Below are 17,002 nucleotides of genomic sequence, written 5' to 3' on the forward strand. Positions count from 1 at the left end.
CTCAGTTCAGCCGCAGATTGCGCCCCAGCTCGTCAAACAGCGTCACCACCGAGCGCAACGCGCGGCAATCCGGCCGGGTCAGCAACCAGAGCGCCGTGTCATATCCGGCCAAGGGCTCGCCAATGGGCGTCAGGCCCTGGTTGCCATCGATCAGGAAATCCGGCAGCGCCGCAACGCCCAGACCGGCTCGCACCAGTTCAGTCACAGAAAGCATGCTGTTGCAGCGATAGGCAGGCACCACGCCAGGCAAGTGCTGGCGGCGCCAGGTCACGGTGGGGTGATCCGGCAGGAAATCGTCCGGCGCGATCCAGGTCATGGCGGCCAGGTCCTCCGCATTGGCCGAGGACAAATACGTGGCGCCGGCACATACCCGGTAAACCACCGGGCCCAGGTTTCGACCCACCAGATGCTCCGGCGGCGTGCGGGTCAGCCGCAAGGCAATATCCGCATCGCGACGGCTCAGGTTGGCGAAGTCGTTCGTGGTGCTCAGTTCCAGGGTCAACGCCGGATAGGCGGGCATGAACCGCGCCAACGCGGGCAGGAGCAATGCCTGCAGCACCGAGTCGGTACAGGTCAGGCGTACTGTGCCGCTGACCACGTTGCCGCCCTGCTCCACCCCGACACGCGCGGCTTCCAGCGCCTGCTCAGCGCGCTCGGCCTGCTCGGCCAATGCCTGCGCGAGGCTCGTGGGTAAATATCCGGAACGGCTTTTCTCGAACAAGGGCTGGCCCAGGGCCGCTTCCAAACGGCGCACCGAGCGGAAAACCGTCGACACATCCACCTCCAGCAGCCGCCCGGCCCGGGCCAGCGAGCCGCCACGGACCAGCGCCAGGATCAGGCACAGGTCGGGATATCCCAGTCGATATTGCGTCGCTGCATTGAACACTTGGGTAAACGCCAATATTGATTGCGTGAACGCCAATCTATAGTGGCGAACAGGAATCAACAAGCGGCGAGACTCTCATGGAAAAAAAGCGTCCCATCCACATCGCCCTGGTAGGCGATCATGACCCGCAAATCACCGCTCACCAGGCGATCCCCCTCGCACTTGAGCTGGCTGGCGAGCAAACCGGCTGTGACATCGGTTTCCAATGGCTGGCCACCGATCTCATCGTCGATGACACGCTGCTTTATGACTTCGATGGCATCTGGTGCGTGCCCGGCAGTCCTTACCGGAACGAAAGCGGTGCCTTGCGGGCCATCCGTTTTGCCCGCGAACAGCGGCGCCCTTTCCTCGGCACCTGCGGTGGTTTTCAACATGCCGTACTGGAATATGCCCGCAATGTGTTGGGTTGGGCCAACGCCGCCCATGGCGAAACCTCTCCAGAGGCGGAACGGGCGCTGCTGACGCCGCTGAGCTGCGCCTTGATCGAAACCATCGACAGCCTTCAGCTCGAAGTGGATTCGCTGATCGCCAAGGCTTATGGCTGCGCGACAGCGTTCGAGGGTTACCGTTGCCGCTTCGGGGTCAATCCGCATTTTGAACAGGATTTGCTGAATGAGCACTTGCACGCCGTGGCCCGAGATTCGGCCGGGGACCTGCGGGCCGTGGAGCTGCGCGATCATCCGTTTTTTGTCGCAACGCTGTTCCAGCCTGAACGTGCCGCGTTGGAAGGCCGGGTGCCGCCGCTGGTCAAAGCGTTTGTCGAAGTCTGCGCGAGGAAAATGCCATGAACGGCCATTATTACGCAGTGATCTTCACCTCCCTGCGTACCGAAGGGGACCAAGGCTACGCCGAAGCCGCCGAACGCATGCTGAACCTTGCCCGAGAGCAGCCCGGATTCCTGGGCGTCGAATCGGCCCGTGGCGATGATGGTCTGGGAATCACCGTGTCCTACTGGCGCGATGAAGCAGCCATCCTGGCCTGGAAGCAGCATCCCGAACATAGCGCGATCCGTGAGCGTGGTCGCTCAACCTGGTACAGCCAATGCCATACGCGGGTGTGCAAGGTCGAACGGGACTATGCCTTCCAACGCCAAACCTGATGCCAGGAAACAAAACACAAAACCTGTGGGAGCGAGCCTGCTCGCGAAGGCGGTATGTCAGCCACCGCGATGTTGACTGACCCAACGCCATCGCGAGCAAGCTCGCTCCCACATTTTTCCCTGGCGTCCGCAGATTCATTGTCCAGCACAAACCTTGTGGGAGCGAGCTTGCTCGCGATAGCGGTATGTCAGTCACGGCGATGTTGACTGACCCAACGCCATCGCGAGCAAGCTCGCTCCCACACGGTTCTCGGTTCAGTTCAGATTTGGTAGCTCAACCTCCCACCATCTGCCGCACCGCTACGATTTCCGGCAAGTCTTGGCGGGCCATGTACACCCGCAGCGGTTCGGTGAGGTTGATCCGGTCTTCGATGTTCTGGTCCAGCAGCAGTTGGATTCGCTCGCGCTTGAGCGCCATGGCGCCATCTGCCGCAGGGGTCCAGACGAATTCGCAAGTGGGGATGATGCCGTCGGCGGCCACGTCCATGCCAAAGGAGTCTTCGCTGAAACGCACGATGTAATGGCCGGTCTTGCGATTCAGGCCAACGAAGCCCCTGAGCTGGTCCGCGGCCTGGCAGATGAGTGTCGAAGTGGTGCGCATGGTAAACCTCATGAATGCGTCCCGAGAGACGTCTGATCGATGGTTTACACGCAAGGCAGGCGAACAATGAGGTTTCCCTCTACCGGGGAAACTGGTGACCAAGGGTACTTCAAAGCGGCTCGAAAATGCGTGGGAAAATTCCTCTTGCATAGGTCAATGTCGGTATGGCGATAGCGTCCGCAGCGTTCAATTGTTAAAAGAGAGGTTTTACAGCCCCCACGAAAGGAACTCGAGCATGCCCGTCACCTTTACCCGTAGCGCGTTGATGTTGAGCCTGATGCTCGGTTTCGGCCCGGCACAAGCCGCCGAAGTGCCAAGTCCCAAGGCCCTGGCAACCCAGCAGGGCATCCCCCATCCTGCGGTCATCGCCCATCGCGGCGCCTCGTTCGATGCGCCGGAGTCCACCGCCGCGGCCTACAAGCTGGCCCGTGACCTGGGCGCTGATTATCTTGAGCTCGACCTGCAACGCAGCAAGGATGGCGTGCTGTTCGTCCTGCACGACGATAGCCTGCTGCGCACCACCGATGTCGCCACGAAGTTCCCCGAGCGCAAGGACAGCACCGCCAACGAATTCACCATGGCCGAACTCAAGACGCTGGACGCCGGCAGCTGGTTCAACGCGGCCTACCCGGAGCGTGCGCGTCCTGCGTTTGTCGGCCTGAAGATCCTGACCCTGGATGAAGTCATCAATATCGCCGAGGGCAACCCGCAACAGAAGCCGGGGCTTTACATCGAAACCAAGGAACCGAAGCTGTTCCCGGGCATCGAGCGCGACCTCAAGGACAAGCTCCAGGACCGCGGCTGGCTGAGCCCGTCCGGTTCCAAGCTGGCCAAGCGCGCCCTCGGTGTGGGCCAGGGCAAAGGCAAGGTGGTATTGCAGACCTTCGAAAAGAGCAGCCTGGAACTGCTGCACAAGGAAATGCCCAAGGTGCCGAAAATCCTGTTGCTGTGGGTCGGCGAAGGCAATATCGAGCCCAAGTCCAAGGTGCCGTTTGCCGAGTCCGGCGAGACCGACAAGGCGGTTTACTACGCGAAACAGGAGCCCAAGGACAAGGCCGAATTCGAAAAATGGGTCCAGTACGCCAAGGCCCAGGGCGCCATCGGCACCGGCCCTTCGGCAGCATTGACCCACGGCGGCAGCCAGAGTTATGCGGATCTGGTGAAACCCTGGATGAACCAGTACACCCACGATCAGGGTTTGCTGGTACATGTCTATACGGTGGATGAGCCGGTGGACTTCAAGAAAGTCATGGATGCCGGTGTGGACGGCATTTTCACCAACCGGGCCAGCGAATTGCTCAAGTACTTCAAACGTCCTGAAACAGGCAGCGTGACGCAACTTCTGCAGAAGAACGGTTACTGACGGACAGCAGCGGATCGGCGCATTCGCTGCAAGTTTTCCGAATTAAGGGTGAGTTAAGTTGCCAGAGATAATCTGAACCCACTTAAACGAATCAACCTTAACGACACCAAGGAAAGACAATATGAAAACTTTGACTGCCCTGTTCACCGCTGCCGCCCTGACCCTCACCGCCGGCCTGGCCCAGGCTGATGTACGAATCGACCAGGTTCCTCAGTTGGTCAAGGACGGCAAGATCAAGTCGCTGGAATCGATGAATGAAGAAGTCCTGAAGCTGCACCCGGGTGGCACGATCACCGACACCGACCTGGATAACCACTTCAACGGTTATGAATATGAAGTCGAAGTGCGAGACGCCAAGGGCCAGGAGTGGGATGTCGACTTTGACGCAACTACCGGTAAAGTCCTGAGCAACAAACAAGATACTTAATCAGTCGTATAAAGGAGCCGCGCAACTTCCGGGTTGCGCGGCTTTTTTGCATCCGAAGGTAAACCGCTGCTGACCCGCCAACCCAGTCCAACCGTCACAAAACCTTCAAACAACCCTGCAATGATGCCGCTAAGTGAACCTGTCATCGCCACGGCAGGCACTCCCGCCAGCGAGCCCGCATGAATCACAGCATCGATCAAAGCCACCGCGATCCGGATCTGTTCGGCCTGCTCTACGGGTTTCGCTTCCGCCCCGGCGAGCGCGGACGAGAGATCGATTCGGCCCAGGCCCTGCGATGCCTGCAGCAACCGGAGGACGCCGACGAATTCCTCTGGCTGCATCTGAACCTGGCTCATGCCGCTTGCGAGCGCTGGATGAAAAACCATCTGGCCTTGCCCGAGGAGTTTTTCGAAGCCCTGCACGAAGGCTCGCGCTCGACCCGCATCGAGCACGTCGACTCGGCCTTGCTGGCCGTGGTCAACGATGTGGTATTCAACCTCAGCAACCTGGTGTCGTCGGACGTGTCCACGTTGTGGGTTTGCGTTCACAGTCGGCTGATAATCAGCGCACGCCTGCAGCCATTGCACTCGGTGGACAAGCTGCGTTCGTCGGTCAAGGCTGGCGAGTGCTTCCGTTCGCCGCTGGAACTGCTCGTGCATCTGCTGCGCGACCAGGGCGAAGTGCTGACCCAGATCGTGCGCAAGACCAGCCTTAGCGTTGACCAGATAGAAGACCAGTTGCTGTCCTCGCGGGTGTCCAACAACCGCGCCGAACTGGGCAGCCAACGGCGGATACTGGTGCGCCTGCAACGCCTGCTGGCATTGGAGCCGGGTTCGTTGCTGCGTCTGCTCAATCGCCCGCCACAGTGGTTGCAGAAAGAAGACGTCAAGGAGCTGCGCAAATCCACCGAGGAATTCGCCCTGATCATCAACGACCTCACCGCGTTGGGCGAGCGGATCAAATTGCTGCAGGAAGAAATCGCCGCCAACCTCAATGAACAGAGCAACCGCACGCTGTTCACCCTGACCGTGGTCACGGTGCTGGCCTTGCCCATCAACATTATTGCCGGTTTTTTTGGCATGAATGTCGGCGGCGTGCCGCTGGCCGATGATGCGCACGGCTTCTGGATTCTCGTCGCACTGGTGGCGACGTTCACGCTGATCGCCGGACGCTGGGCGTTCCGCAAGCGCCGTGATTATTGAATCGATCCCTGTTTGCCGCTCGTATGAGCTTTTGTGGCGAGGGAGCTTGCTCCCGCTCGGCTGCGCAGCAGTCGTAAGTTTTTTCCTGATGCACCGCATTGAATGGCTAAGGGGCTGCTACGCAGCCCAGCGGGAGCAAGCTCCCTCGCCACAGGTGTCAATCAGGCCCTATTCCAAACGGTCAATGCACTCAAGCACTCAACCGCGCCGTCACTTCATTCAACTGCCCGGACAGCCCGTGCAGATCCCGGCTCGCCGCTTCGGTGCGCTGCACGTTGTCCAGGTTGGTGCTGGCGATGCAGGTGATTTCCGTCAGGTTGCGCGAGATGTCCTCGGCCACCGAGGTCTGCTCTTCCGCTGCCGTGGCGATCTGGCGGTTCATGTCGCGAATCGCTTCGACTGCCTGGGTGATGCGTTCGAGCATCTCGCCGGCCTGGGTCACCTGCTCGACACTTTCTTCACTGCGCGACTGCCCGCTTTCGATGGCTTGGGCTGCGTCCACCGCCCCGGTCTGGACGGTCTGGATGATCTGATTGATCTCGATGATCGACGAGGCCGTGCGCTGGGCCAGGCTGCGTACTTCATCGGCGACCACCGCAAAACCACGCCCCGCCTCACCGGCCCGGGCGGCTTCGATGGCAGCGTTTAGGGCCAGCAGGTTGGTCTGTTCGGCGATCCCGCGGATCACTTCCAATACCTTGCCGATGCGCCCGCTGTCGGCTTCCAGACGACGAATCACCGTGGCCGTGTTGGCAATTTCGCCACGCATCTGCGTGATGGTGTGGATAGTGCCTTGCATCACTTTCTCGCCCTGCTGCGCCGAATGATCGGCGTCATCGGCAGCGCGCGCCGCATCAGCGGCATGGCGGGCAACTTCCTGGGCGGTGGCGGACATCTCGTTCATCGCCGTCGCCACTTGATCGGTACGCTCGAATTGCTCGCTGGTGCCCTGGCTCATCAAGCTGGCAATGGCGTTCAACTCGCCGCTGGCACTGTCCAGCTCGGTGGCGCTGCGTTGCAGGCGGGTGAAGGTTTCGGCAAGGAAATCGCGCAGCGTGTTGGCCGCCAGGGCCAGGTCGCCCAGCTCATCCTGGCGCGTGCTGGTGACACGCTCGGCGAAACGCCCGCGGCTCAGTTGAGTCACGTACTCGATCAGCTTACGGATCGGCTGCACCAGGTTGCGGTTGACCAACCACAGACTCAGCAACCCGATCAGCACTCCCGAGACGAGCATGATCACCGTCCCCAGCAGGATCGTGCGATCGGCACCGGCACTGATCAGCGCCGACTGCTCATCGCCCAGTTTATGCAGCTCGACCACCAGCTCGCTCATCTGCTCGCTGGTCGCACGGTCCACGCCCTTGACCGCGGCATCACCTGCCGCCGCGTCGGCGCCCGCCGCAACATAGGCATCACGGCCCTTTTGATAGGCCGCGCCCAGTTGGTCATGCTCGCCCCGCAGGCGTTCGATGCGCGTCTTGATCTGCGCCGGAACACCCTCGTGTTTGATCAGGTCGCCAAGGATGCCCTGGACATCGCGTTGACGGTCTTCGAATTGCTTCCAGTATTTCTCCAGATCCGCCGGCTGCTTGCCACGCAGCAGCACGTTTTTCCATTCCTGGACTTGGACCTTGAATTGCAGGTTGGCCTCGTCGATCAATTGCGACGCACGCAACGGCCCGTCGATCAGGTTGCGATAATTCTGGATGCCATCGGAAAGGAAATGGAAGGACGCCAGGGCGATCAGCAGCATTGCCAGCAAGCTGCCGCTCAGCAACGCCAGAATCTGGGCTTTCAGGGATTTCTGTAAAAACATGGAGTCGATCTCTCGGCAAAAAGGACCGTCCGTGTCCAGGGTCCACTGTCGCAACTGAACGTGCGGGATATAGCATGCCATCGGCACGCATACCCCGTTCTTGAGCCTTGGCGACCACCGGTAACGGCGTCGTTTTCCGCGAGTGAACATGACCTGTCCGGACAACTCCTTTTGTCGCTCCGCCTGGATTTAAAAGTCTTTTTGTCATTTCTTCTGGGGTATCCTGCCCACGCTTTGTACAAGCGCGGATCTACCCGATCGATCAACAGACTTTGCGAGGAGCGCGAAATGCACGAGATTCCGAATCTCCCCTTCCCAAGCCTGCACGAACCTGAGCAGACGCCCACGCTACAAGCCGGGGGGCAACCCGACGCCCAGCAACCCGAGCCGCCGCAAGCCACTGAACGCCGCCAGGCCGACAGCGAAGACTGATACACCCGCATCAACAGACTGTGTGGAAAGCGCGCTAAGATGCGCTTTCCACACCGCCTGAATCCGAGCCCTGCACCATGACCGATGACACCTCCTCCTTCAGCCCGGCCCAGGCCAGCGTACTGATCGACACCGCCGAGAAAATGGTCGACATCTGGACCCGTCTCTCCCCCGAGAAACAAGCCGCCCTGCTGGCCCGCTTCGGCACGGAAGAAAATGCCCTGGCCGCTCTCGTCACCACGCATCTGGTCGCTGGCAAAACCCCTGGCGAAACGCCGTCCGGCAAATAGTTCTACTTTTCCAAGCTTCGCCCGCACGGTCGCCGTTATCATAAGCAGCCTATCTATCCAGCTGCCCCGTGGACCTTTCACCCATGCCAGATTCCCAGCGCCCCTTGGCGGTCACGCTGCAAGTCGTCTCCATCGTCCTGTTCACCTTCATCGGTTATCTGAACATCGGTATTCCCTTGGCCGTACTGCCCGGCTTCGTTCATGGCGAGCTGGGCTTCGGCGCGGTGATCGCCGGGCTGGTCATCAGCGTGCAGTATCTGGCCACCCTCCTCAGCCGGCCTTATGCTGGGCGCATCATCGACAACCTGGGCAGTAAACGGGCGGTCATGTTCGGCCTGGCCGGATGTGGCCTGAGCGGCGTGTTCATGCTGGTCTCGGCCTGGACCGCGGGCATGCCGGCCCTGAGCCTGAGCAGCCTGTTGATCGGACGCCTGGTGCTGGGCAGCGCGGAAAGCCTGGTGGGTTCAGGCTCGATTGGCTGGGGCATCGGCCGGGTCGGCGCGGCCAATACCGCCAAGGTGATTTCCTGGAACGGTATCGCCAGCTACGGCGCATTGGCGATCGGCGCGCCGCTGGGGGTCTGGCTGGTCAAGTCCCTGGGGCTGTGGAGCATGGGCGTCAGTATCATCCTGCTGGCGGTGCTCGGGCTGGCACTGGCCTGGCCGAAAACCGCAGCGCCGATCGTCACCGGCGAGCGCCTGCCATTCATGCATGTGCTCGGGCGCGTACTGCCCCATGGTTGCGGCCTGGCCCTGGGCTCCATCGGTTTTGGCACCATCGCCACCTTCATCACCCTGTATTACGCCACTCGGCATTGGGATAACGCCGTGCTCTGCCTGAGCCTGTTCGGTGCGAGTTTCATTGGTGCACGCTTGCTGTTCGGCAACCTGATCAACCGTCTCGGTGGCTTCCGGGTGGCGATCGCCTGCCTCTCGGTGGAAACCCTGGGCCTGCTGCTGTTGTGGCTGGCGCCGGATGCGCAGTGGGCCCTGGCAGGGGCGGCGTTGAGTGGTTTCGGGTTCTCGCTGGTGTTCCCGGCGCTGGGGGTGGAAGCGGTCAACCTGGTACCGGCCTCCAGCCGTGGGGCAGCAGTGGGCGCATATTCACTGTTCATCGATTTGTCGCTGGGCATCACCGGTCCGTTGGCCGGCGCGATTGCCGCGGGTTTCGGCTTTGCCTCGATTTTTCTGTTCGCCGCGCTGGCAGCCCTCGGTGGGCTGGCATTGAGCGTCTACCTGTATCGCCAGGCCCCTCGGTATCGCGAGGAGCGGGACAGGCACTAGAAGTCCACCTTGCCGCGCCCGGCCTTGATCGAGCCGCGCTTGGTCTTGGATTCGAGACGACGTTTTTTTGAACCCAGGGTCGGCTTGGTCGGACGGCGTTTCTTTTCGACCTTGGTGGCGCTGAGGATCAGCTCGACCAGGCGCTCCAGCGCATCGGCCCGGTTCTGTTCCTGCGTGCGGTATTGCTGGGCCTTGATGATCAATACGCCGTCGCTGGTGATGCGACTGTCGCGCAGGGCCAGCAGCCGCTCCTTGTAGAACTCGGGCAGCGACGAAGCCGGGATATCGAAGCGCAAGTGCACGGCGCTGGAAACCTTGTTGACGTTCTGCCCGCCGGCGCCCTGGGCGCGGATGGCCGTCAGCTCGATCTCGGCGTCCGGGATGTGCACGGTGTTGGAAATGACCAGCATGGAAAGCGTCCGGTGTCAGGCTCCACAGGATACCGCGAATTCCCCATCCACCCCCTGCCCTTTGGGAATGGTTGGGAACACAAACTCTGTGAACACTGCAGGACCAATGTGGGAGCGAGCCTGCTCGCGAAAGCGGTGGGTCAGTTGTAGTGATATTGACTGTACTGCCGCCTTCGCGAGCAGGCTCGCTCCCACAGGGGGGTTGTGTTTGGCGTTGAATAACAAACCCGGCACTTGGCCGGGTTTGTTTTACTGGCGAAAAACTTACTTGGCGGCAGCCGCCCCGGCCAGTTCATGCCGGGCACTGCGCTTGTTCTTGATCACGTAGCAGACCCACATGAACACCACCCACACCGGAATCGCGTAGACCGAAACCTGGATGCCCGGGATCAGCAGCATCACGCCGAGGATGAACACCACGAACGCCAGGCAGACGTAGTTGCCGTACGGGTACCACAACGCCTTGAACAGCGGCGTCTGGCGAGTCTGGTTCATGTGCTGGCGGAACTTGAAGTGCGAGTAACTGATCATCGCCCAGTTGATCACCAGAGTGGCAACCACCAACGACATCAGCAACTCCAGCGCATGCTGGGGGATCAGGTAGTTCAGCAGCACCGCCACCAGAGTGATCGCCGCCGAAGCGAGGATCGACCGCACCGGCACGCCACGCTTGTCGATTTTCGCCAGCACCTTGGGCGCATCGCCCTGCTCGGCCATACCCAGCAACATGCGGCTGTTGCAGTAGGTGCCGCTGTTGTACACCGACAGCGCGGCGGTCAGCACCACGAAGTTGAGGATGTGCGCCGCGGTGTTGCTGCCCAGCATCGAGAACACCTGCACGAACGGGCTGCCACTGTAGGCATCGCCAGAGGCGTTGAGGGTGGTCAACAGGCTGTCCCATGGTGTCAGCGACAGCAGCACCACCAGCGCACCGATGTAGAAAATCAGGATCCGGTAGATCACCTGGTTGATGGCCTTGGGGATCACGGTTTTCGGCTTGTCGGCTTCGGCAGCGGTGAAACCGAGCATCTCCAGGCCGCCGAAGGAGAACATGATGATCGCCATGGCCATCACCAGGCCGCTGACACCGTTGGGGAAGAACCCACCGTGGGACCACAGGTTGGTAACCGAAGCCTGTGGACCGCCGTGACCGCTGACCAGCAGGTAACTGCCCAGGGCGATCATGCCGACGATCGCTACCACCTTGATGATCGCGAACCAGAACTCAGCCTCGCCAAACACTTTGACGTTGGCCAGGTTGATCGCGTTGATGAGGATGAAGAACGCTGCCGCCGAGGCCCAGGTCGGGATGTCCGGCGCCCAGTAATGGATGTATTTGCCGACAGCGGTCAGCTCGGACATGCCCACCAGGATATAGAGGATCCAGCAGTTCCAGCCCGACAGGAATCCGGCGAAACCGCCCCAGTATTTGTGCGCAAAATGACTGAAGGAACCGGCCACCGGCTCTTCGACAATCATTTCGCCCAACTGGCGCATGATCATGAAGGCGATGAAGCCGCAGATTGCGTAGCCGAGGATCATCGACGGACCGGCTGACTTCAGCACCCCCGCCGAGCCGAGGAACAGGCCGGTACCGATTGCGCCACCGAGGGCGATCAGTTGGATGTGGCGATTTTTCAGGCCGCGCTTCAGCTCGCCTGAATGCGTATTTTCTACAACGGTCATGCGTCACCTATTTGTTTTTATCTGTGACGAAATCGGACCCGTCACGCTTGTGGCGTGGCGGAGTGAACAAGGCGGATAACCTTGAAAGTGCGTGGGTACGCGAAGGGTCACAGTAAAACGCGGCGCATTGTACACTGCAGTACCCTCGCTGCCAGACACCAGCAGACCAGCGTCTCACCCCGCACTTGAGGTCTGGCGCGCATCTGACCCTTCCCGCAGCCTTGAAACAAGCGCTGCGAAGTATCAAGAAACGCGTCAAGCCAAGCCACTCGGCAGTTTTTTCTTACAGCCCTTTCAAATGCCGATACCGGTTCGCTAGACCGGTCAAAACCGTCAGCATTCCTTTACAAGCCGTAACGCAAAATTTCCATGCAGGAAGTTTCCGAAGGATGACTGCAAATTGACGGTAGCTAGCTACCTAATAAAAAACCAACTCCAGCCGGCTGTTTTTTAATAGCTAATTTGTCGCGAAAAAATAGAACAAAAAGTTCAAACGAAAAAAATAAAATTTTTTTTTGCATTCCAAAAAACCCTCGACTAGGTTTTCAGCCACTTGCCCAGGCATCGTGCCGGCGAGTTTTTGCGGTGCCGATTCAGTTGGGTCCTGCCCGCCGGATCGGCCCGCGTTTTCCGCAAAAGTCATCTAGGAGATTCACTATGCAAGCACTGGACAAAGACTTGGGAAACCGAACTGCAACTGGATGAATGGTTCGAAGCACCGACCCATGAAGCCGCCGTTGAAATGATGCAAGCCGACGCCGTTGTGCCGTTCGGCACGGCAATGTGGCCTCTGTAAGCGCTACCCGGCGGAGCTGATCCGGCCGGTCGGCTCCGTCATTTGCCGCGAGGGACGCCACATCAATCGCCAAGGAAGAATAAGCATGGACACCCAACGAGCCATCTCCCATTTCCTTTACTACCTCGAACATCATCCCGCCCTGGCCGGCATCCAGCCCGCCAAGGTGTTGCTCGGCCACACGGCCGACTACGAAGGCCTGACCGGCGCGATTGCCGAACAGGCCGGCAGCGGCTCACCGTTCAGGTTCAGCGCCATGCGCCTGGATCTTGAACCCACGCAGCGCCTGTCCCAGGCAATTGCCGACAGCGACCTGTACATTTTTTTCTATGACTCTTCGACCCTGCCCAATCCCCGCCCCGACGGCCCGGACTTTGTCCGTGCGCTGCAAGGCGTGATGGCGGAAAACTGGAAGAAATCGCTGCTGTTCAAGGATTACGGCGAATATTTCTACGACACCTTCAGCGTCATTCCGCAACGCATCGCCGGGCTCAACAGCCACCTCATCCGCCGCATGTCCCAGGCTACGACGTTGAGCTTCGAGGATGAGCACGGCTCGTATTTCGACACGGCGCTGAACAGCGTCAAGAAGTGGACCGATATCAATGGCGTCGGCAATTACGACCTGGCGCCAGGCGAAATCGCCACCCACAGCGACACCATCAATGGCCGGGTGAAATTTGTCGGCACGTTTCTCAGTACGATTCCCTTCGCGCGCAAGTACGGCGTGTTGCAATCGCCGCTGGAGCTGTGGATCGAAGACTCCACGATCCAGAAAATCACCACCGACGTACCGGGCCTGGAGCACGACTTCAACAAGTACCTGGACGCCAACCCGTCCAACCGCCGCATCGAGGAACTGGGCATCGGCACCAACGAAGGGGTCAAGGGCCTGTACGCTCGCAATGCCGGTTTCGAAGAGCGCCATTGCGGCTTGCACCTGGGGCTCGGTGGCGGGGCCAAGGGCAGCCATCACCTGGATCTGATTTTCGAAGGGGGTGTGCTGGCGCTGGACAAGGAGCCGGTGTTTGATGGGCGGTTTGTGCTTTAAAAGCAGCTTCTAGCGGCGAGCTTCAAGCGGCAAGAAAAGGACAACCTTTTGAATAGCGGTGGGATTGCTGGCCTCTTCGCGAGCAAGCTCGCTCCCACAGGGGCGCTCAATGAGGTCAAATGTGGGAGCGAGCCTGCTCGCGAAGACGGACCCAAAGGCACCACATCACTGAAGCCAGACCAAAAAAAAACGCCAACCCAAAGGTTGGCGTTTTTTCTTGCAGCTAGAAGCTTGTAGCTCGCAGCTGTATTACTCCGGCTTACGACGCCCAAACCCCGGACGCTGCCCCGAACCTGCCGGCGCGCCACGGCGCTTGCCCGACGGTGCATCACGGTCAGCCAGGATGATACCCGGGCGTTTTTTTGGCGCCGGCTTGGCTGGGCGCTTGGTGTCGGCCGGACGATCGGCGACCGGCGTGCCACGACCCGCCGGAGCACCGCGACCTTCGCCGCGCTCGGTACGACCGTTGGCCGGACGTGGTGTACGCGGGCCGCGCTCGCCGTCCTGACGTGGCGCAGGCTTGCGGGCCGGACGCTCGCCTTCGATCTGCGGTTCACGGGAAGGACGCGGGCCAGTCGCTGCGCCATCGGCCGCCGGACGCAGCGTACGCACGCGCTCGGTCTTGCCCATCGGACGCGAGGACTTGCGCTGCATCCGCTCCAGCTTGTCCTTGCTCTTGGCGGTCATCTGCGGCATGGAGACAGGCTTGAGGCCCACTTCGGCTGCGAGGATGTCGACTTCCTGCTGGGTCATTTCACGCCAGCGGCCCATCGGCAGGTCGGAGTTGAGGAACACCGGGCCGAAACGCACGCGCTTCAGGCGGCTGACCACCAGGCCCTGGGATTCCCACAAGCGCCGCACTTCACGGTTACGGCCTTCCATCACCACGCAGTGGTACCAGTGGTTGAAACCTTCACCGCCCGGCGCCTGCTTGATATCGGTGAAACGCGCCGGGCCGTCTTCCAGCACGACGCCGGCCTTGAGGCGCTCGATCATCTCGTCATCGACTTCGCCACGCACGCGCACGGCGTATTCGCGGTCCATCTCGTAGGACGGGTGCATCAGGCGGTTGGCCAACTCACCGTCAGTGGTGAACATCAGCAAACCGGTGGTGTTGATGTCCAGGCGACCGATGTTGATCCAGCGGCCTTCTTTCGGACGCGGCATCTTGTCGAACACGGTCGGACGGCCTTCCGGGTCGTCACGGGTGCAGATTTCGCCGTCGGGCTTGTTGTACATGATCACGCGGCGCACCGTTTCGGCGGCCTCTTCGCGCTTGATCACCTTGCCATCGATGGTAATGGCGTCGTGCATGTCGACACGCAGGCCCAAGGTGGCGTCTTTGCCGTTGACCTTGATGCGGCCCTGGGTGATCCAGGCTTCCACGTCACGGCGCGAACCGACGCCGATACGGGCGAGGACTTTTTGCAGTTTCTCGCCTGCTGGGCCGATTTCCTGGCTGTCGTTCTGGTCTAGGTCTTTCATTTCTGGGCACCTCCCGGTGTGGTCGAGTCAGGCTTGGCCTGACGCTTTGAAAACGGGTCTTTCGGCGAAGGGATCGCCAAAGGGTCGCGAATCATACGCTCGTTGAAGGATTCGCGCATCAGAGACTAGCTGATGGAAACGCGCTCAGCGCTTTTTCCGCCGACCGGTGGCACCCAGCTTGATCAGGCGTAGCGCCGCTTCGGCCAGCACGGCGCGCTTGTCGTCCTTGTCGAGTTTTTTCCAGGCCTTGATCTCGCGCTTGCTGCGCCCGCAACCGATGCAAATATCTTCGTCGAACTTGCAGAGGCTGATGCAGGGGTCTTTGGTGGAGCTCATGATTCACCCGGGATTTTATGTGGGAGCGAGCCTGCTCGCGAAGGCGGTGTATCAGTCAAAATCATGTTGACTGAGCTGGCGCTTTCGCGAGCAGGCTCGCTCCCACAAGGGAAGGCGGTGTGTCAGTCGTCGAGCTGGCGCCGTTCGTTTTCGATCGCCTCGGCCAGGGCGCGGGCCTCGGCTTCTTCGTCGCTCAGCTCGGGTTCTTGCGGCTCAAGGGCGGCGACGGCGGCCAGCAGTTTTTCCCGGGCTTGGGCAACGCCGAGGATGTCTTCTTCAGGTTCCGGTTCCCATTCCGCTTCGGGCTCGGGCTCGGGCTCAGGTTCCGCCGCGCTATCGGGCTCCGCCAGCTCATCCGACTCACCCTCAGGACCAGGAGCGTCACGCAGCAGGTCATCGAAGTCGGTCTTCAAGCCCTCCTCCATGGTGTCCAATTCCAGCAGCAACGAGTGGAAACTGGTCTCTTCCTTCGGCTCTTCGGGCTCGGCGCTGGCGTCGGCCAATTCCTGCAAGGCCTGGGGCACCGGGGCGTCGTCGAATTCGAGCATCGGCTCGGGCTCCAGTTCCCGCAGTTCGGCTAGCGGCGGCAGGTCGTCGAGGTTCTTCAGGTTGAAGTGATCGAGAAACGCCTTGGTGGTGGCGAACATCGCTGGCTTGCCCGGCACATCGCGATAGCCAACGACGCGGATCCACTCACGTTCCAGCAAGGTCTTGACGATGTGGCTGTTGACCGCCACGCCACGCACGTCCTCGATCTCGCCCCGGGTGATCGGTTGGCGATAGGCGATCAGCGCCATGGTTTCGAGCATCGCACGGGAATAACGCTGCGGCCGCTCCTCCCACAGGCGCCCGACCCAGGGGGCGAATTTTTCGCGGATCTGCAAGCGGTAACCGGACGCTACCTCCTTGAGTTCGAAAGCCCGGCCTTCGCAGGATTTACCCAGCAGCGTCAGGGCTTTCTTGAACACGGCAGGCTCAGGCCGCTCGCCTTCTTCGAAGAGTTCGAACAGGCGCTCCATCGACTGTGGCTTTCCAGAGGCCAGCAGGAAAGCTTCAAGCAAGGGCGCCAGTTCACGGGGTTCGGTCAGATTCATCGGTTTGCTCGTTATTCGGCTCGGGCCCGCACATGGATCGCTGCGAACGGCTCATTCTGCACCAGCTCGACCAAGGATTCCTTGACCAATTCCAGGACCGCCATAAACGTCACCACCACGCCCAGCCGCCCTTCCTCGGCGGTGAACAGCTCGACAAAGGGCACAAAACTGCCGCCCTTGAGCCGTTCCAGCACATCGCTCATGCGCTCGCGGGTGGACAATGCCTCACGGCTGACCTGGTGACTTTCAAACATGTCGCCCCGGCGCAGGACCTCGGCCATGGACATCAGCAGCTCTTCCAGGCTCACGTCCGGCAGCAACTTGCGCGCCCGCGCCTCGGGGGCGTCGAGCCTGGGCACCAGCACATCGCGCCCGACCCGACTCAAGCCGTCGATGCCTTCGGCCGCGGCCTTGAAGCGCTCGTATTCTTGCAGGCGACGGATCAGCTCGGCCCGAGGATCGTCCTCTTCCGCCTCGACCTCGGCCGAGCGCGGCAGCAGCATGCGCGACTTGATCTCGGCCAGCATGGCCGCCATCACCAGGTATTCCGCCGCCAGTTCCAGGCGCACCGACTGCATCAGCTCGACGTAGCCCATGTATTGGCGGGTGATTTCCGCCACCGGGATGTCGAGGATGTTGATGTTCTGTTTGCGGATCAGGTACAGCAACAGGTCGAGCGGCCCTTCGAAGGCTTCGAGGAAAACTTCCAGCGCATCCGGCGGGATGTACAGGTCCAGGGGCATTT

General features: G+C 60.8%; 19 protein-coding genes. 9 read left to right on the top strand and 10 right to left on the bottom strand.

Features of this window, described 5'->3' with window-relative positions:
* Position 1: 1 nt before the first annotated feature.
* Positions 2-949, bottom strand: coding sequence for a LysR family transcriptional regulator (locus tag J3P91_RS20925; RefSeq protein WP_434601620.1), 948 nt, complete (start codon positions 947-949; stop codon positions 2-4).
* Positions 950-963: 14 nt separating this feature from the next.
* On the opposite strand from J3P91_RS20925, the gene J3P91_RS20930 reads away from it, so the two are divergent.
* Together J3P91_RS20930 and J3P91_RS20935 are read left to right on the top strand one after the other, a co-directional pair.
* Positions 964-1,674: a CTP synthase C-terminal region-related (seleno)protein gene (locus J3P91_RS20930; RefSeq protein ID WP_434601621.1), complete on the top strand. Its 711-nt coding sequence runs from the start codon at positions 964-966 to the stop codon at positions 1,672-1,674.
* Positions 1,671-1,985 (top strand): antibiotic biosynthesis monooxygenase family protein, encoded by a 315-nt coding sequence (locus J3P91_RS20935; RefSeq protein WP_434601622.1) that lies wholly within the window; start codon positions 1,671-1,673, stop codon positions 1,983-1,985. Before J3P91_RS20930 ends, J3P91_RS20935 begins: the two co-directional genes overlap by 4 nt.
* A 274-nt stretch (positions 1,986-2,259) precedes the next feature.
* On the opposite strand, the gene J3P91_RS20940 is transcribed toward J3P91_RS20935, so the two are convergent.
* Positions 2,260-2,586: a DUF2025 family protein gene (locus tag J3P91_RS20940; RefSeq protein WP_434601623.1), complete on the bottom strand. Its 327-nt coding sequence runs from the start codon at positions 2,584-2,586 to the stop codon at positions 2,260-2,262.
* Positions 2,587-2,821: 235 nt separating this feature from the next.
* Here J3P91_RS20940 and J3P91_RS20945 point away from each other — a divergent pair, with 235 nt between their 5' ends.
* On the top strand, positions 2,822-3,949 hold the full coding sequence (locus J3P91_RS20945) for a glycerophosphodiester phosphodiesterase (protein WP_434601624.1): 1,128 nt from the start codon (positions 2,822-2,824) through the stop codon (positions 3,947-3,949).
* A 121-nt stretch (positions 3,950-4,070) separates the two neighbouring features.
* Positions 4,071-4,376: a PepSY domain-containing protein gene (locus J3P91_RS20950; protein WP_434601625.1), complete on the top strand. Its 306-nt coding sequence runs from the start codon at positions 4,071-4,073 to the stop codon at positions 4,374-4,376.
* On the opposite strand, the gene J3P91_RS20955 is transcribed toward J3P91_RS20950, so the two are convergent.
* Positions 4,373-4,582: a hypothetical protein gene (locus J3P91_RS20955; RefSeq protein WP_434601626.1), complete on the bottom strand. Its 210-nt coding sequence runs from the start codon at positions 4,580-4,582 to the stop codon at positions 4,373-4,375. The two genes, J3P91_RS20950 and J3P91_RS20955, sit on opposite strands and share 4 nt — an antisense overlap.
* Between J3P91_RS20955 and J3P91_RS20960 the strand changes: the two genes are divergently transcribed.
* Positions 4,556-5,578, top strand: coding sequence for a transporter (locus J3P91_RS20960; protein ID WP_305499288.1), 1,023 nt, complete (start codon positions 4,556-4,558; stop codon positions 5,576-5,578). The genes J3P91_RS20955 and J3P91_RS20960 overlap by 27 nt on opposite strands.
* Before the next feature lie 190 nt (positions 5,579-5,768).
* Here J3P91_RS20960 and J3P91_RS20965 read toward each other — a convergent pair whose 3' ends face one another.
* Complete coding sequence (locus J3P91_RS20965; protein ID WP_434601627.1) at positions 5,769-7,394, bottom strand: methyl-accepting chemotaxis protein; 1,626 nt, start codon at positions 7,392-7,394, stop codon at positions 5,769-5,771.
* Positions 7,395-7,682: 288 nt separating this feature from the next.
* Between J3P91_RS20965 and J3P91_RS20970 the strand changes: the two genes are divergently transcribed.
* The 3 genes from J3P91_RS20970 (at position 7,683) to J3P91_RS20980 (ending at position 9,399) form a co-directional block, all read left to right on the top strand.
* Positions 7,683-7,826: a hypothetical protein gene (locus J3P91_RS20970; RefSeq protein WP_305499286.1), complete on the top strand. Its 144-nt coding sequence runs from the start codon at positions 7,683-7,685 to the stop codon at positions 7,824-7,826.
* Between the two features lie 77 nt (positions 7,827-7,903).
* The gene (locus J3P91_RS20975; RefSeq protein ID WP_305499285.1) at positions 7,904-8,116 is read left to right on the top strand and encodes a hypothetical protein; all 213 of its coding nucleotides are present in this window, start codon (positions 7,904-7,906) and stop codon (positions 8,114-8,116) included.
* Between the two features lie 83 nt (positions 8,117-8,199).
* A complete protein-coding gene (locus J3P91_RS20980; RefSeq protein WP_434601628.1) occupies positions 8,200-9,399 on the top strand; it encodes an MFS transporter in 1,200 nt (399 codons plus the stop codon).
* Here J3P91_RS20980 and arfB read toward each other — a convergent pair.
* Together arfB and J3P91_RS20990 are read right to left on the bottom strand one after the other, a co-directional pair.
* Positions 9,396-9,809: an alternative ribosome rescue aminoacyl-tRNA hydrolase ArfB gene (gene arfB, locus J3P91_RS20985; RefSeq protein WP_045156713.1), complete on the bottom strand. Its 414-nt coding sequence runs from the start codon at positions 9,807-9,809 to the stop codon at positions 9,396-9,398. The two genes, J3P91_RS20980 and arfB, sit on opposite strands and share 4 nt — an antisense overlap.
* A 264-nt stretch (positions 9,810-10,073) precedes the next feature.
* Positions 10,074-11,495 carry an amino acid permease gene (locus tag J3P91_RS20990; protein WP_434601629.1) on the bottom strand — a complete coding sequence of 474 codons (1,422 nt, stop codon included), beginning with the start codon at positions 11,493-11,495 and terminating at the stop codon, positions 10,074-10,076.
* A gap of 881 nt (positions 11,496-12,376) precedes the next feature.
* Between J3P91_RS20990 and J3P91_RS20995 the strand changes: the two genes are divergently transcribed.
* Complete coding sequence (locus J3P91_RS20995; protein ID WP_434601630.1) at positions 12,377-13,342, top strand: leucyl aminopeptidase; 966 nt, start codon at positions 12,377-12,379, stop codon at positions 13,340-13,342.
* Between the two features lie 249 nt (positions 13,343-13,591).
* Here J3P91_RS20995 and rluB read toward each other — a convergent pair whose 3' ends face one another.
* From rluB to J3P91_RS21015, 4 genes are all read right to left on the bottom strand, one after another.
* Positions 13,592-14,827 (bottom strand): 23S rRNA pseudouridine(2605) synthase RluB, encoded by a 1,236-nt coding sequence (rluB, locus tag J3P91_RS21000; protein WP_305499278.1) that lies wholly within the window; start codon positions 14,825-14,827, stop codon positions 13,592-13,594.
* 144 nt (positions 14,828-14,971) lie between these two features.
* The gene (locus tag J3P91_RS21005; protein WP_305499277.1) at positions 14,972-15,163 is read right to left on the bottom strand and encodes a DUF1289 domain-containing protein; all 192 of its coding nucleotides are present in this window, start codon (positions 15,161-15,163) and stop codon (positions 14,972-14,974) included.
* Positions 15,164-15,285: 122 nt separating this feature from the next.
* Entirely contained in the window at positions 15,286-16,257 is a 972-nt protein-coding gene (gene scpB / locus J3P91_RS21010; RefSeq protein ID WP_434601631.1) for an SMC-Scp complex subunit ScpB, read from the bottom strand.
* A gap of 11 nt (positions 16,258-16,268) precedes the next feature.
* A complete protein-coding gene (locus tag J3P91_RS21015; RefSeq protein ID WP_434574116.1) occupies positions 16,269-16,967 on the bottom strand; it encodes a segregation and condensation protein A in 699 nt (232 codons plus the stop codon).
* Positions 16,968-17,002: the final 35 nt, after the last annotated feature.

The sequence above is a fragment of the Pseudomonas sp. Z4-7 genome, from assembly GCF_051131965.1.
Lineage (GTDB): Bacteria > Pseudomonadota > Gammaproteobacteria > Pseudomonadales > Pseudomonadaceae > Aquipseudomonas.

What these genes read in the sequence shown, in the direction of transcription:
- J3P91_RS20930 (WP_434601621.1), top strand. Translation starts at nt 964, where the DNA reads ATGGAAAAAAAGCGTCCCATCCACATCGCCCTGGTAGGCGATCATGAC.
- J3P91_RS20935 (WP_434601622.1), top strand. Translation starts at nt 1,671, where the DNA reads ATGAACGGCCATTATTACGCAGTGATCTTCACCTCCCTGCGTACCGAA.
- J3P91_RS20940 (WP_434601623.1), bottom strand. Translation starts at nt 2,586, where the DNA reads ATGCGCACCACTTCGACACTCATCTGCCAGGCCGCGGACCAGCTCAGG.
- J3P91_RS20945 (WP_434601624.1), top strand. Translation starts at nt 2,822, where the DNA reads ATGCCCGTCACCTTTACCCGTAGCGCGTTGATGTTGAGCCTGATGCTC.
- J3P91_RS20950 (WP_434601625.1), top strand. Translation starts at nt 4,071, where the DNA reads ATGAAAACTTTGACTGCCCTGTTCACCGCTGCCGCCCTGACCCTCACC.
- J3P91_RS20960 (WP_305499288.1), top strand. Translation starts at nt 4,556, where the DNA reads ATGAATCACAGCATCGATCAAAGCCACCGCGATCCGGATCTGTTCGGC.
- J3P91_RS20965 (WP_434601627.1), bottom strand. Translation starts at nt 7,394, where the DNA reads ATGTTTTTACAGAAATCCCTGAAAGCCCAGATTCTGGCGTTGCTGAGC.
- J3P91_RS20970 (WP_305499286.1), top strand. Translation starts at nt 7,683, where the DNA reads ATGCACGAGATTCCGAATCTCCCCTTCCCAAGCCTGCACGAACCTGAG.
- J3P91_RS20975 (WP_305499285.1), top strand. Translation starts at nt 7,904, where the DNA reads ATGACCGATGACACCTCCTCCTTCAGCCCGGCCCAGGCCAGCGTACTG.
- J3P91_RS20980 (WP_434601628.1), top strand. Translation starts at nt 8,200, where the DNA reads ATGCCAGATTCCCAGCGCCCCTTGGCGGTCACGCTGCAAGTCGTCTCC.
- arfB (WP_045156713.1), bottom strand. Translation starts at nt 9,809, where the DNA reads ATGCTGGTCATTTCCAACACCGTGCACATCCCGGACGCCGAGATCGAG.
- J3P91_RS20990 (WP_434601629.1), bottom strand. Translation starts at nt 11,495, where the DNA reads ATGACCGTTGTAGAAAATACGCATTCAGGCGAGCTGAAGCGCGGCCTG.
- J3P91_RS20995 (WP_434601630.1), top strand. Translation starts at nt 12,377, where the DNA reads ATGGACACCCAACGAGCCATCTCCCATTTCCTTTACTACCTCGAACAT.
- rluB (WP_305499278.1), bottom strand. Translation starts at nt 14,827, where the DNA reads ATGAAAGACCTAGACCAGAACGACAGCCAGGAAATCGGCCCAGCAGGC.
- J3P91_RS21005 (WP_305499277.1), bottom strand. Translation starts at nt 15,163, where the DNA reads ATGAGCTCCACCAAAGACCCCTGCATCAGCCTCTGCAAGTTCGACGAA.
- scpB (WP_434601631.1), bottom strand. Translation starts at nt 16,257, where the DNA reads ATGAATCTGACCGAACCCCGTGAACTGGCGCCCTTGCTTGAAGCTTTC.